Annotated in this window: 12 protein-coding genes and 1 pseudogene; 3 read left to right on the plus strand and 10 right to left on the minus strand. The window is 37.8% G+C overall.

From position 1 onward, the window contains the following. Positions 1-125: 125 nt before the first annotated feature. Both CD31_RS01810 and CD31_RS01815 read right to left on the minus strand, forming a co-directional pair. Entirely contained in the window at positions 126-386 is a 261-nt protein-coding gene (locus CD31_RS01810) for a metal-sensitive transcriptional regulator (protein WP_004233098.1), read from the minus strand. Between the two features lie 84 nt (positions 387-470). Further along, positions 471-1,184 (minus strand): glycosyltransferase family 2 protein, encoded by a 714-nt coding sequence (locus CD31_RS01815; RefSeq protein ID WP_016992413.1) that lies wholly within the window; start codon positions 1,182-1,184, stop codon positions 471-473. A gap of 238 nt (positions 1,185-1,422) precedes the next feature. On the opposite strand from CD31_RS01815, the gene CD31_RS01820 reads away from it, so the two are divergent. After that, the gene (locus CD31_RS01820) at positions 1,423-3,363 is read left to right on the plus strand and encodes an SEL1-like repeat protein (protein ID WP_244905108.1); all 1,941 of its coding nucleotides are present in this window, start codon (positions 1,423-1,425) and stop codon (positions 3,361-3,363) included. A gap of 44 nt (positions 3,364-3,407) precedes the next feature. On the opposite strand, the gene CD31_RS01825 is transcribed toward CD31_RS01820, so the two are convergent. The 6 genes and pseudogenes from CD31_RS01825 to CD31_RS01850 form a co-directional block, all read right to left on the minus strand. Then, positions 3,408-3,815 carry a hypothetical protein gene (locus CD31_RS01825; RefSeq protein WP_036075342.1) on the minus strand — a complete coding sequence of 136 codons (408 nt, stop codon included), beginning with the start codon at positions 3,813-3,815 and terminating at the stop codon, positions 3,408-3,410. Positions 3,816-3,888: 73 nt separating this feature from the next. Continuing rightward, positions 3,889-5,262, minus strand: coding sequence for a HAMP domain-containing sensor histidine kinase (locus CD31_RS01830; RefSeq protein WP_036075343.1), 1,374 nt, complete (start codon positions 5,260-5,262; stop codon positions 3,889-3,891). After that, on the minus strand, positions 5,259-5,930 hold the full coding sequence (locus tag CD31_RS01835) for a response regulator transcription factor (RefSeq protein WP_036075344.1): 672 nt from the start codon (positions 5,928-5,930) through the stop codon (positions 5,259-5,261). Before CD31_RS01835 ends, CD31_RS01830 begins: the two co-directional genes overlap by 4 nt. A 73-nt stretch (positions 5,931-6,003) precedes the next feature. After that, the gene (locus tag CD31_RS01840) at positions 6,004-7,101 is read right to left on the minus strand and encodes a DUF1648 domain-containing protein (RefSeq protein ID WP_036075345.1); all 1,098 of its coding nucleotides are present in this window, start codon (positions 7,099-7,101) and stop codon (positions 6,004-6,006) included. A gap of 4 nt (positions 7,102-7,105) precedes the next feature. Then, positions 7,106-7,501, minus strand: coding sequence for a GntR family transcriptional regulator (locus CD31_RS01845; RefSeq protein ID WP_036075346.1), 396 nt, complete (start codon positions 7,499-7,501; stop codon positions 7,106-7,108). A gap of 72 nt (positions 7,502-7,573) precedes the next feature. Beyond that, positions 7,574-8,466, minus strand: a pseudogene (locus tag CD31_RS01850) (LysR family transcriptional regulator). 129 nt (positions 8,467-8,595) lie between these two features. On the opposite strand from CD31_RS01850, the gene CD31_RS01855 reads away from it, so the two are divergent. After that, positions 8,596-9,261, plus strand: coding sequence for an O-methyltransferase (locus tag CD31_RS01855; protein ID WP_036075347.1), 666 nt, complete (start codon positions 8,596-8,598; stop codon positions 9,259-9,261). 274 nt (positions 9,262-9,535) lie between these two features. On the opposite strand, the gene aceB is transcribed toward CD31_RS01855, so the two are convergent. Together aceB and aceA are read right to left on the minus strand one after the other, a co-directional pair. Continuing rightward, positions 9,536-11,134 carry a malate synthase A gene (aceB, locus tag CD31_RS01860; protein ID WP_036075357.1) on the minus strand — a complete coding sequence of 533 codons (1,599 nt, stop codon included), beginning with the start codon at positions 11,132-11,134 and terminating at the stop codon, positions 9,536-9,538. A 113-nt stretch (positions 11,135-11,247) separates the two neighbouring features. Next, entirely contained in the window at positions 11,248-12,531 is a 1,284-nt protein-coding gene (gene aceA / locus CD31_RS01865; RefSeq protein WP_004233046.1) for an isocitrate lyase, read from the minus strand. Between the two features lie 214 nt (positions 12,532-12,745). Here aceA and CD31_RS01870 point away from each other — a divergent pair, with 214 nt between their 5' ends. Then, positions 12,746-13,417: a LytTR family DNA-binding domain-containing protein gene (locus tag CD31_RS01870; RefSeq protein WP_036075349.1), complete on the plus strand. Its 672-nt coding sequence runs from the start codon at positions 12,746-12,748 to the stop codon at positions 13,415-13,417. Positions 13,418-13,549: the final 132 nt, after the last annotated feature.

Below are 13,549 nucleotides of genomic sequence, written 5' to 3' on the forward strand. Positions count from 1 at the left end.
ATTATATACAAAAAAAGCACAAAGAACTCATTTAAGGGTCCATTTGCGCTTGTTAATATTTGTTTGTTGATTTCCGAAAGTCTTTAATTACTCTACTTTGTATTTTTGTTACGAATTCATAGCTTTTATCTACTTTTCACAACTAAATTAACTGCTTCCTGAATGGCTTCATTCATTTTTTCGCCATCCCCTTCAGCATTCTGAACACATTCCAATAGGTTTGTACTAACAATAACCCCAACTGTACGGTCTACAGCAGAGCGTACTGCTGATAATTGTGTAATGACTGCCTTACAGTCTTTTTCCTCCTCCATCATTTTCAAAATGCCACGTAGCTGTCCTTCCATCCGTTTCACACGATTTTTTACTTGATCTGAATATTCCATAACCATTGCTCCTTTTCTTATACTCGCTACGCTCTAATGAGTGATCGTTATTCTTTATCCTAGCTCGTTATTTTAAATTTAAACCTAGCCATTACTATTCCTTGGCTTTAAATAATTCATGAGCATTCTCGTAATAATGGTACCAGCGTTTGTTATTTCATCGTATTGGATTATTGAATTCTTCTTTATACGTAATTGTCCAATTTCTACCTCGAAAATTGGACACTTTCTTTTAAGTGCAGCAATTAACATATTTGTATCATAATCATAACGTTCACCTTTTACTTTTATTAGCCAAGGCAACTCATTAATCGAAATATAGCGCAAACCTGTTTGTGTATCCATTAATTTCTTGTGATACAGTAACTCAAAAAATAAGCTTGTTGCACGATTTCCCCAGTAAGAAAGAAATGTACTATCAGCTGAATGAAAGTTACGTACACCTAGCACAATCCCTTCAGAAAACACCTTTGTCATTGTTAAAACAAGCTTAACATCTTGTAAAGTATGTTGCCCATGTGCCCCAACTGTAAGGATACCATGACACCTGGCTTGTTGTTCTCTTATATATGCAAAGGCGGTCTTAAGTGCGCCACCCTTCCCTATATTGCAATCATGCTGCAGTACTTGGCAGCGTTCAATTTTATTTAAGTTTTCAAAAATATCCTTATATTTTTGATCACTCCCATCATTGACAATGATGATTTGTGTAATAGTCGTTGCTAATAATTGATGTACATAAGTAATGAGTGATTGTTGTGGATTATATGCTGGTATAATAGCTGCAATATTTTTCATTTCGATCCCCCAACTAAAGGCTGACAGGTCCTCCGTAGCTACGAATCTCCCTTATATCAAATAGTATCATGTAACAGCAACAATTCAACTGATGAATCCCATTAAAACATATCAATAATATCGATTTTTCTCCGATATATGAACAAAGAGATAAAGCGGCGCTTTGTAAAAAAGTTCAAATGGATTTAGGACGCAATGTATATTTGTGCCAATGCTTGCAATGACGCGGAGGTAATTAATGAAAGAGGTGAGTACTATCGTCATGCATTACGAAAATCTTGAAGAACAATGTCAAAAATTAAGACAGCTGTCCTTCACAATATTAGCTAAAAATTTACAGGATGCTAGTTTGCTCGCCATTTCAACCCCAGCAGAATCCTTACAAAAGTCACTTCTTGTATTAGAGGAAATTTTATATGAGATTTATCGATTAGAAATGCATACCGAACCTAAAATCAAAAATGTTCGAATGCTATTAAATAATCGAAGTTTTGTAGCGCAAATTCACCCACGTCGGATTTATTTATTAATGAATTTAATTCATAAGATGACTAGCCATGCTAGTAATGACATTGTAGAAGCCAAAGCAGCTAAAATTGTTTTGGACTATCTGCACGATATTGTTGAATGGTTTATGAAGCGCTATGATCGTAGTTTCAGATCTGCTCGCCCTTCTTCTCATATCTCAGAGCTTCCTTCAATATTTGATAAAAACATACTTCAGCATCATCCATCTCCAGAGGCTTACGAACATGCTGCCAAATGGTTTGAAGTAGCTGCCCAAAATGGGGATGCAAGTGCTCAATATAATTTAGGTGCTCTTTACAATCATGGGCGGGGAGTAGAAAGAGACTATTGTCTTGCAAAAATGTGGTATGAACGAGCTGCCGCACAAAATGACGCAAATGCTCACTATAGCCTCGGCGTACTTTATCATCTAGGCCACGGTGTTTTACAGGATTATTTGGAAGCCGCACGTCATTACCAAATAGCAGCTGATTTAGAGAATGCAGACGCCCAATACAATTTAGGTGTGCTCTATAATCAAGGCTTAGGTCTATCTCAAAATTTTAACGAAGCTGCCAAGTGGTACACGTTAGCAGCCAATCAAGGTAATACAAGTGCACAAAACAATCTAGGTTTCCTTTATCATCATGGCTCAGGTGTAGAGCAAAGCTATGAAAAGGCCATCGCTTATTTTGAAATGGCCGCCTTAGCAGGGGATGCAAGTGCTCAATATAATCTCGGCTATATGCATCTTAAAGGGCGTGGCATTCCTCAAAACCTAGAAGAAGCGGCAAAATGGTTTCATATGGCTGCTTTACAGGACCATGTGAACGCAGAGTTTCAGCTGGCAATGCTCTACAACACTGGGCATGGAATGATGAAAGATCATCTAGAAGCTTTAAAATGGTTCAAGCTAGCAGCACATAAAGGACATTTAAATTCTCAGTACTGTCTTGGTCTACTGTATGAAAAAGAACAGGATCTTGTGTCAGCAGAGAAGTGGCTACTGCTGGCCGCTGACAATGGTCATATCAGCGCTGGCTTCGAGCTAGGACGTCTTTATGTATATCACCTGCGAGAACCAGCCAAAGCAATGTCCTATTTTATGGTTGCGGCTGAAAAAGGCTATGCAGATGCACAGTATGAGCTTGGTCTATTACTGACGTCAGGCACAGGCATTCCTATAAATTATAGTGAGGCCGCTAAATGGTGGCGTGCGGCAACAGATCAGTCACATATTCAAGCTGAATATCAATTAGGCCTACTATATGAACAGGGATTAGGAGTTACCTTGAATCTTGAGGAGGCACGTAGATGTTATCGCCTAGCAGCCATTCAAGGGCATGCAGGCGCGCAGTATCAACTTGGCAATTTATTTGATAAAGGTAAAGGTGTAGAACAGGATTACACAGAGGCAGCTAAATGGATTGAAAAGGCTGCGTCACAAGGACATATGAAGGCACAATACCAATTAGCCCAAATGCATATTCATGGACAGGGCGTACCAAAGGACTTTGCAAAGGCTGCCCAGCTTTATCGACTATCTGCTAATCAAGGGCATCAAAAAGCTCAATTCCAGCTTGGTATGCTCTACAAAAAAGGGCATGGTGTTGCACAAGACTATCAAGAGGCAACAAGATGGCTGAAAAAATCACTTGAAGAAATTAAATAAATATATTAAAACCTACCGCATCCCATAAGATACGGTAGGTTTTATTAATGACTGAAATTATCCTTTTGTTGTTGAATCATGAATGTTACAACAATAAATAAAGCAAAGCTAATCAATAGCGTAGTTCCTCCTACAATAAAGAAGACTAATGTAAAAGTACTACCGAAATTAAATGGATTTATATTGTAAAACCACATGCCTAATGTTAAGCCCAGAACACCCACAATAGCTGTCCAACCATGAATGGTTACTAATTTTTGTGATTTCACTTTGAAGGCTCGATAAAAAATACCCCAGGCAAACATACTAAGCCAGCCAACAAGTAAAATATGTGCATGTATCGGTCTATATTCATAACTACCTGATCCCGACATATGTGAGCCTAAATATGTGCCAATTAAGGCAAAAATTGCCGCTAATCGAATAAGGCGTATGCTCCACTTTTGTTCCATACGATAACTCCCCCTATGTTTGTTTCAACTAAGTAGCAGTTTATCGCGTGAACATGAACTTTACATGAACTCCTTATGACAAAATTGGTAGATGGATATAAACCTTTGTGCCTGCATGCACTTTACTTTCCATCTGTATGGTCCCTCCATGTAGCTCAACAATTTGTTTGACAATCGCTAAGCCTAGCCCCGTCCCTTGCTTGGTTCTAGACGCATCGGCGCGATAAAAACGGTCATATACTTTTGCTAATTGATCCTCAGTCATTCCTATTCCACTGTCCTCAACAAGAATTTCAAGTGAGGCAGATTTTCTTTGTACATGTAGACGTATTTGCCCACCCTCTACATTATATTTAATGGCATTTGTCAGTAAATTATCCCATACATTTTGTAAAAGCCCTGCATCGCCATCAAAAATAATTTGCTCTAGCTTATATGATACTTGAAGCTGTGACTCTTCCATTTGCCAACGATACTTTCGTACGGTTTCCTTTAGCTGTTCATCTAACCGATAAGACTCACGTTTTACGATTCTTGTCGATTGATCAAGCGATGTTAATAATAATAATTGCTTGGTCAATGTAGATAGGCGTTTTGTTTCTAGCTCAATGATTGCTGCATATTCCTGTCTTTCCTGCTCAGTAAGGGAAGGATTTTTCAGTAAATCAACATACCCTTGAATATTTAATAAAGGTGATTGGAAGTCATGTGATACATTACTGATAAATTCCTTCCTTGTACGATCATTTTCCTGTAGTCTCTCAGTCATCCTATTAAAGCTTGCCGCTAATTGACCAATTTCATCTGCACGATCAATATCTAGAACTGTATCAAATTTTTCATGTGCTAGCTGTTGAGTGGCTGCTGTTAGCTTTGTAATGGGGCGAATTAATGCTTTAGCAAATAATAGCATGGCAAGTAGGCTCAGTACCGTCATAACCAACATTAATCCTGCAAGTATTGTATGCACCTCAGAAAACAATAAACGAATATCAGGTCTTATGAATAAAGCATAGGGCTTGTTTTCATAGGTAAATGGCACACCAATTGTATTATTTAGTTCATTAGCAAAAAAGCCTGTTACAAAGGTTTCTTTAGGGAAATCTCGCATACCATGATAGGTTTCTCCGTTTAAAACATGCTCAACAACAGATGCTGACAATGTTTTATCACGATATGGACCGCCAAAAAAATGCCCCTCCTCACCAGTTGTTACATAAATTTGATAGCCAATCTCGCCCAATGTTGTCAAATAGCTATTTAAATCTTCTGGTTTGTCTGTCTCAATATAATGCACAATATCCTGTGCTATGCTAACGTTTTTCGTATCATTTTTTTCTTTTACAACTTGATGGTAATAGGTATTTGTTACTAAAAAGCCCAAACATAAGCTTCCAATCATTACCAGCATTGTTGTTACAACAAATTTACTATATAACGTTTTCATGTTGTTTCCTCTAGCTTATAGCCAACACCTCTTACTGTTGTAATTTCAACAGCCGTGTCATATCGATTTAATCTTTCACGAATCCGCTTCACATGCGTATTTAACGTTTGCTCATCTCCATCATAGTCATAGCCCCATACTTGTTCCATAATATAGCTACGAGTAAACACTTGATGGGGTCGTGATGCTAACAAAGCCAGTAATTCAAATTCCTTTAAAGGTAATATAAGTGTATTTCCCTCTATTACAACCTCAAAGCTTCGACGATCAATTACTAGTTTGCCTACTTGAATGGTTACTTGATTTTTTTTATCCAATCTCCTCAAAATCGCGGCTATACGAAATAATAACTCCTTTGGTTCAAAGGGCTTTACAACATAATCGTCAGATCCTGCTAAAAAGCCACGTTCTTTATCCTCTAGCTCCCCCTTTGCTGTTAATAATAAAACAGGAATATCATAATCTTGGGTTAAAGACTCTGTTAGTGTAAAACCATCCATTCCTGGCATCATTACATCGACCACAGCTAAATCAGGCAGACTCCCTTCAAGTAAGGCTAGTGCCTGCTGTGCATTTTCAGCAAGTAACACTTGATAACCTTCCCTTGTAAGATAAATATTTACTAGTTGTAAAATATGAACATCATCATCAACAACAAGGATCTTCATCTGCCCACCTCCAGTTAATAAGAAAAAATCCGATCATATAGAACGAATTTTTTCATCACAAATTACTATTATTTTATAACGAAAATATAGAAATCAACAGCAATAAGAGAAAAGGTAAACCAATAACAATATAGCCTCTAGGATTGGCAAGGTTCATAGTCCATCCTACCCCAAAGCGTTTCTCCACAAAAATGGAAGGGTCTTGTCGATTCATATAAATTAAGCCACCCTTCCAATAGCGATCCTCATCCACGTCCATTACCTGTGAATCTATATTTGCTTCATAGCGTACTTTGTGTTTATGTTTTTTCAAAACATATATAAGTAATGAGCCCAGCAAAACAACTAAGAACAAAATAAATACAGGTAATAGCTTATAGCCTACTGTCATAGAAGGATAGATATTGCTTAATTGCAAAATTGTTAATAAAGCTGTTAATGCATAACTTATCATTAATATTTGCCAACTCATGTATTTTCGCGTTTTGAGCTGATCCTCCAACGATTCCTCTTTGTGATTTACAGCTAATTTAATTGCAGAACGTTTAATGGAGTCGGTAATTCCCCACATCATACATTGCATCATTAGCATTATCAATGGCAGTGAAATAGCCGTAAAATAGGTCTTATCTCTCCAGGCATCTGCTTCTCCACTCGGCCCCCAATGTACTGCTATATCATTTGGCATTTGATCGTAATGTAGTACTGTGTAAATGATCAAAAATACTGATATTCCTAACGGTACAGCAAAAAAAGACCAAGGAAGCATTTCATCGCGGCTTCGTGCAGTTAAATCTATTGCCCGTACTTGTTTAATATTTACGCCCCACTGCTCTTGTTTTTTCAAAGTGGATACCTTTTGATGATTTATCCAATACAGCACCATACTTACTGTAAGCATACTAAACAAACAACTTAATAAAACAATACTTTGCATGGATTCAGAAGGCGCTAATTGATTGTAACTAATAATCATGATGATTAGAAATACTATCCCTGTGCCTCCTACGAATTGAACATACTGTTTTTTCAATTGAGCTAGGATGGGATGTTTAATCTTTTGTTCAGGCACAGTGACTCCAAAAACGATTGTCTCTCGTACAATATAAGGAACCACTATTTGCAAAGCTAATGTCATGATGTAAATGGTTGTAAAAACACCAAGTAGCATTTTGCTACACTCCCTCTGCTGGAATTTGCAAATCAGCGAATACTTTTTTCATCATGTGCTCAATTTGTTCAGCTGTTGCGCCGAGCACCATTCCTTCTGCCACAACAGGTTTCAAATTCTTTTCGATTTGTCGTAGTTGCTCAGGTGTTAAAGCTCTCTCCTCTGTAGAACATATAATAGCTCCAGATTTTGGTCGAATGGTAATAATCCCTTTTGCCTCTAATTCATGATAGCTCTTATTAACAGTATGCATATTAACACCTAGATCAGCAGCTAAACTTCGCACAGACGGTAAAGTATCACCTGGTTTCATTTCTCCTCTAGCAATTCCTTCAATAATTTGACGTGTCACCTGCTCATAAATAGGTACGTCTGATTGAAATTCTATTTGAATAAGCATGTTTATCATCTCCATATTTGTTATACAACTAATATAACAAATTTCTCTCCACCTTGCATGAGATACAAATTTTTAAATGGGAGAATTTTTAATGGTTTCAATAAATCTTTGCACAAGTAAATTCTGCTTCTCATTATTCCTCGTACAAATCGCAATTTTATGTTTAATGGCATGTATATCCTTGACATAAACCCTCGCCAATTGCCCACTCTCTACATACTCTCTAACCGCAAGAGAAGAAATAAAATTTGCACCATAGCCTGCCATGACTGAGCGAATGGTTTCATGAATGCCATTAAATTGGAGTGCGATTTTTGGTGGTCTCACTTGGTATGTTTGACATAATGAGAAAAGATGCTCCCTCATCGAACTCCCTACTTCTCTCATAATAAAAGGCTCCTGAAACATTTCGACTAATTAATAGATTGATGTGCATAACGATGATTTGGCGATACTACAAACCATAATTCATCCTCATATAATTCCTCCCACACTATTTCCTTAGGTCTTTCAGACATTCCCCCACCATAAATAGCCATATCCGCTTTATAGTTTATTAACTGTTCAAAGGCATCCTTTGTATTGGTCGTTGTAATCATTAAATTCGCCTGTTCATTTGCAGCCTTGAAAGTAGCTGCCCATTTAGGAATTAAAAAATTAGCAGGTAAGTAGGTTGCAACAATGTGTAAATTTCCTGCTCTTGCAAGTCGATAATCTTCTATAAATGTTTCAATATGTTGTTCAAGAGCAATAAGATTTTGAGCTTTTTCTGCTAGTGCCACACCGAATTCAGTAAGTACTACACCACGTCCCTGTTGTTGAAATAGCTGGACGCCAATTTCATGCTCAAAACGTTTGATTTGACTTGAAACGGCAGGTTGACTGATACATAGCTTTTCTGCAGCTTTTGTAAAACTGCCTGTAGCCGCAACTTGATAAAACAATTTTAAGCCATGACTATTCATGATTTAACCTCAATTCATAATCTTTAGTTATGTATAAATAATAATAATATATTTTTATTATGATTCATTCTATCATACACTTTATTGGCAAGCTTGCACTTTAAAAAAATAGTGAAATGAGGCTGTACAATGACAGAATTAAATGTTTGGCATAATGTAGATGATTATTTCATGACTAAGCTCCTACCAGAAAACGAACACCTTAATAGTGCACTACAGGCTAATAAAGCTGCAGGTATTCCAGAAATTGATGTATCTCCTACTCAAGGGAAACTATTATATTTACTCGCTAAAATGAAAAGTGCGGTAAATATTTTAGAGATCGGTACACTTGGAGGCTATAGCAGTATTTGCTTAGCCCAAGCTCTTCCTCAAGCAGGAAAGGTAGTGACTTTAGAAATTAATGAAGATTACGCCAAAATCGCCAAGCAAAATATAGAGAATGCAGGCTATGAACAAATGATTGAGGTAATTGTAGGAAATGCCCTAGATACATTGCCAAACTTAAAAAAAGCTGGACTATTATTCGACTTTATCTTTATTGATGCTGATAAACCTAATAACCCTGCTTACTTAGAGTGGGCGTTAAAATTAGCACAGGCTGGGGCTGTTATCATCGCTGATAATGTTGTGCGTAACGGTGCGGTAACTGATGAAAATAGTGAGGATGAACGCGTTAGAGGCGTACAGGAATTTGTGGATTTACTAAAAGCAGACCCTAGAATTGAAGCAACAGCTATACAAACAGTTGGTGTGAAAGGGTATGATGGCTTTGTACTAGCCATAGTAAATTAGAATAGAAAAGCCGCGTAACTTTTAAAACAGTTACGCGGATGTACAATAAAAAGATGCCTTACCGCTCCCCATCTAAGCTAGTAAGACATCTTTAAACCCTTAAAATCTCTTAACTTTTATTTATAGACCCCTTTTAATTCAATCGTGCTCATCTCTTTAAACGGGGGAACAGACCCCGTCACGTTATGTTAGTGGAATAGGCTGGACTGTACCCGAGTGCAATCCATAGATAGTTATTAGGAAAGTTTGATATGTTGGATAGTAGATTTGTATTTTACGCTAATTTTTCATACCCTGGAAGTGTCAAGAATTCTGCAAATTCATCTTGTTCAATTAAGGATTTAAACAGTTCAGCAGCTTCTTCATAGCGACCACTGTTATAAGCTTGTTCCCCAACAGCCTCTTTAATCTTCACAAGTTCTTCTTCCAATATTTCTAAAACAAATGCTAATGTAATACCACGTCCATCATCTAAGATTCCTTTCGGATGACGGATCCATTGCCATACTTGTGTACGAGAGATTTCTGCTGTTGCAGCATCCTCCATCAAGTTATTAATTGGTGCAGCCCCGTTACCTCGAAGCCATGAAGCAATATATTGTACACCAACACTACAGTTAATACGTAGACCTTCAATTGTAATTGTTCCTTCTGGTACAGCTACTAAATCTTCGGCAGATACTTGTACATCCTCACGCTTTTTATGAATTTGGTTAGGCGTTGTCATAATTGCATCAAATTGCTCCATCGCTGTTGCAACCATACCAGGATGTGCTACCCATGTACCGTCGTGCCCCTCTGTTGCCTCACGACGTTTATCTTCTGCCACCTTTGCAAATGCCACTGCATTCGCCTCATCGTCATTTTTAACTGGAATTTGAGCTGCCATTCCGCCCATTGCTGGTGCATTCCGCTTATGACATGTTTGAATACATAAAGATGTATAGGCTTTCATGAAAGGTACTGTCATCGTTACTTGCCCACGGTCTGGCAAAATAACGTCAGCTTGATTGCGTAGACGTTTAATATAGCTGAAAATATAATCCCAGCGACCACAATTCAAACCAGCTGAATGTTCACGTAGCTCATATAAAATTTCATCCATCTCAAACGCGGCTAAAATTGTTTCAATTAATACAGTAGCTTTTATTGTCCCCTGTGGAATACCAATATAATCTTGAGCAAACACAAAGACATCATTCCATAGTCGAGCCTCTAAATGGCTTTCAAGCTTTGGTAGATAGAAGTATGGCCCTGTACCTTGTGCAAGTGCGTTTTTGGCATTGTGGAATAGATATAAACCGAAGTCAAAGAAACTGCCTGAAATCGGCTCTCCATCCACTAGTACATGCTTCTCAAGCAAGTGTAAACCTCGTGGACGTACTAACAGCACTGCTGTCTCATCATTTAATTTATATGTTTTGCCATTGGATGCTTGTGTAAATTCAATCGTCTTATTAATAGCATCACGCATATTAATTTGACCACCAATCATATTTTCCCATGTTGGGGAAGATGCATCCTCAAAGCATGCCATGAACATTTTTGCTCCAGAATTTAACGCATTAATAACCATCTTCCGATCAACTGGCCCTGTAATTTCAACACGGCGATCTTGCAAGTCTTTTGGAAGTGGTGCAATTACCCAATCACCTTCACGAATATGCTTCGTCTCTGGCAGGAAATCCAGCTTCTCTCCCGCATCAAGTCGTTTTTGGCGTTCTTGTCGAGCCTCCAACAGCTCCTTGCGGCGAGCATCAAATTTTTCGTGCAGGGCAAGAACAAATTCAAGAGCTTCAGGTGTCAAAATTTCATTAGTTTGCTCGTTTTGTTCTCCAACAATTTTAAGCTTACCTGTCGTTGCTTGTTCCATTAGCTGTTTACCCACCTTTGCCATTTTAGTTTCGTCATCCTCCGCTTTAGGAGGAGCGGAGGAGACTATTCTATGATTATGAATTTAGGAAAACACGTATTTTAAACTAAGACTTATACAAACTGTTCTGTTTCAGTAGAACCTGCCATTGCAGTTGTAGAAGAAGTACCACCAGAGATAACTTGAGAGATTTCATCAAAGTATCCAGTACCTACTTCACGTTGGTGACGTGTAGCTGTATAGCCTTTAGACTCAGAAGCAAACTCTGCTTGCTGTAGCTTAGAATATGCAGCCATACCATTATCTTTATAGTCATGAGCAAGCTCAAACATAGAGTGGTTAAGTGCATGGAAACCTGCTAAAGTAACAAATTGGAATTTATAACCTAACTTACCAAGTTCACGTTGATACTCTGCAATTTCTTCTTCTGAAAGATTTGCCTTCCAGTTGAATGAAGGTGAGCAGTTGTATGCAAGCATTTTACCTGGGAACTCAGCATGAATAGCCTCAGCAAATTCTCTAGCTTCTTCAAGTGATGGTTTAGAAGTTTCACACCAAATTAAATCTGCATATGGCGCGTAAGCTAAACCACGAGCAATTGCTTGTTTGATTCCAGCTTTTGTACGGAAGAAGCCTTCGGGTGTGCGTTCACCAGTGATGAACTCTGCATCACGTGGATCAATATCTGATGTAACCATATCAGCAGCATCAGCATCTGTACGTGCAATTAAAATTGTATCTACACCCATAACATCTGTTGCTAAACGTGCAGCTACTAAGTTACGAACAGCATTTTGTGTTGGAAGTAATACTTTACCTCCAAGGTGTCCACATTTCTTTTCAGAAGCTAATTGATCTTCTAAGTGAACACCAGCTGCTCCAGCCTCAATCATACCTTTTACAAGCTCGAATACGTTTAGAGGCCCACCAAAACCTGCTTCTGCGTCTGCTACGATTGGCGCGAACCAATCAAATTGATCAACACGTCCTTCAGCATGATCAATTTGATCTGCACGTTGAAGTGCTTGATTAATTCGTTTTACTACTGCTGGTACAGAGTTAGCTGGATATAATGATTGGTCAGGATACATTTGACCAGACAGGTTTGCATCTGCAGCTACTTGCCAGCCTGATAGATAGATAGCCTTTAAGCCAGCTTTTACTTGTTGTACTGCCTGATTCCCCGTTAATGCCCCCAATGCATTGATAAACGGTTCCTCATGTAATGAATTCCAAAGTCGAGTAGCACCTTTTTGCGCTAGTGTTTGTTCAATTACTACTGTCCCCTGTAATTTAACAACCTCTTCAGCTGAATATGTGCGTTCAATACCAGCCCAACGTGGGTTTTCAGCCCATTGTTTTTCTAAAGCTTCGATTCTTTCTTGACGAGTTGACATATTGAAATTCCACCTTCCCCTTTGTGTACAATATACTCTGTTAAAAAACTTTTAATTATCTGTTCCATAACAGGTTTATTTGTTGTAAATTAATATATAACAGACTATTTGAATTTTCATTATTTTTCGATAAAAGATCAAATTTTAAGGATAAAACTACCTTTTTTAAGGATGAAATTTGGAAGACTGTTTACAAACAAGGGGGATATTCACAATGAACAATGAGTTAAATTCTTTCGTAAAAGATATTTCACAACAATATATTTTTATGTTAAAAGACTGGATACCTGCTGATTCATCCATTGCGATTGCTGTTGAACATTCTTATGTTTATTTTCACTCTGGTCACCAAAGTATTCATTTAGAGATAGGGCAACAAGTATTACCTGGGAGTATTGCGGACCAAGTGTTACAGACTCAAAAAAAAACAGATGCTATTTTAGATAATTCCCTATTTGATACGCCATATTACGGCATTGGTTATCCCATATACATTCAAAATAAGCCTGCTGCTCTTGTCATTGTCCTACCGTCATCATTTACAACAAAAAGAGCCGAACCATATCAATTTTTAACTGGAAAGCAAGAGGAGGAATGGAATCCTGTAGCAATTAATAAAATATCTCATATTGAAAGCCTACAGAAAAAAACATGGTTTTATGTAGAGGGTGATCAGTATAAAACGAGTATTACACTTAAAGAACTTCAATTACGATTACCATCATATTTTATTCGTATCCATAGATCTTACATTGTAAATATACATTTCATAAAAAAAATGGCACGCGATTTAACATCAAATTTTATTGTCACTTTAATTGATGGAAGTGAGTTACCAGTGAGTCAATCTTATCTAAATGATCTTCGGAATGCTCTTGAGTTTTAAGTATAAGGCTGTCCTTTTCCGGGAACAGCCTACTTTCTTAATTTCAGTACAACAAAAAAGACCAGAGAAGAAATTCTCTGGTCTTTCATTTGCCTAGCGACGTCCTACTCTCACAGGGGGAAGCCCCCAACT

It is taken from the genome of Lysinibacillus boronitolerans JCM 21713 = 10a = NBRC 103108, assembly GCF_000772935.1.
Lineage (GTDB): Bacteria > Bacillota > Bacilli > Bacillales_A > Planococcaceae > Lysinibacillus > Lysinibacillus boronitolerans.

Excerpts from the sequence above, each read along its gene's own strand:
- CD31_RS01810 (WP_004233098.1), bottom strand. The coding sequence starts at position 386 with ATGGAATATTCAGATCAAGTAAAAAATCGTGTGAAACGGATGGAAGGA.
- CD31_RS01815 (WP_016992413.1), bottom strand. The coding sequence starts at position 1,184 with ATGAAAAATATTGCAGCTATTATACCAGCATATAATCCACAACAATCA.
- CD31_RS01820 (WP_244905108.1), top strand. The coding sequence starts at position 1,423 with ATGAAAGAGGTGAGTACTATCGTCATGCATTACGAAAATCTTGAAGAA.
- CD31_RS01825 (WP_036075342.1), bottom strand. The coding sequence starts at position 3,815 with ATGGAACAAAAGTGGAGCATACGCCTTATTCGATTAGCGGCAATTTTT.
- CD31_RS01830 (WP_036075343.1), bottom strand. The coding sequence starts at position 5,262 with ATGAAAACGTTATATAGTAAATTTGTTGTAACAACAATGCTGGTAATG.
- CD31_RS01835 (WP_036075344.1), bottom strand. The coding sequence starts at position 5,930 with ATGAAGATCCTTGTTGTTGATGATGATGTTCATATTTTACAACTAGTA.
- CD31_RS01840 (WP_036075345.1), bottom strand. The coding sequence starts at position 7,101 with ATGCTACTTGGTGTTTTTACAACCATTTACATCATGACATTAGCTTTG.
- CD31_RS01845 (WP_036075346.1), bottom strand. The coding sequence starts at position 7,501 with ATGCTTATTCAAATAGAATTTCAATCAGACGTACCTATTTATGAGCAG.
- CD31_RS01855 (WP_036075347.1), top strand. The coding sequence starts at position 8,596 with ATGACAGAATTAAATGTTTGGCATAATGTAGATGATTATTTCATGACT.
- aceB (WP_036075357.1), bottom strand. The coding sequence starts at position 11,134 with ATGGAACAAGCAACGACAGGTAAGCTTAAAATTGTTGGAGAACAAAAC.
- aceA (WP_004233046.1), bottom strand. The coding sequence starts at position 12,531 with ATGTCAACTCGTCAAGAAAGAATCGAAGCTTTAGAAAAACAATGGGCT.
- CD31_RS01870 (WP_036075349.1), top strand. The coding sequence starts at position 12,746 with ATGAACAATGAGTTAAATTCTTTCGTAAAAGATATTTCACAACAATAT.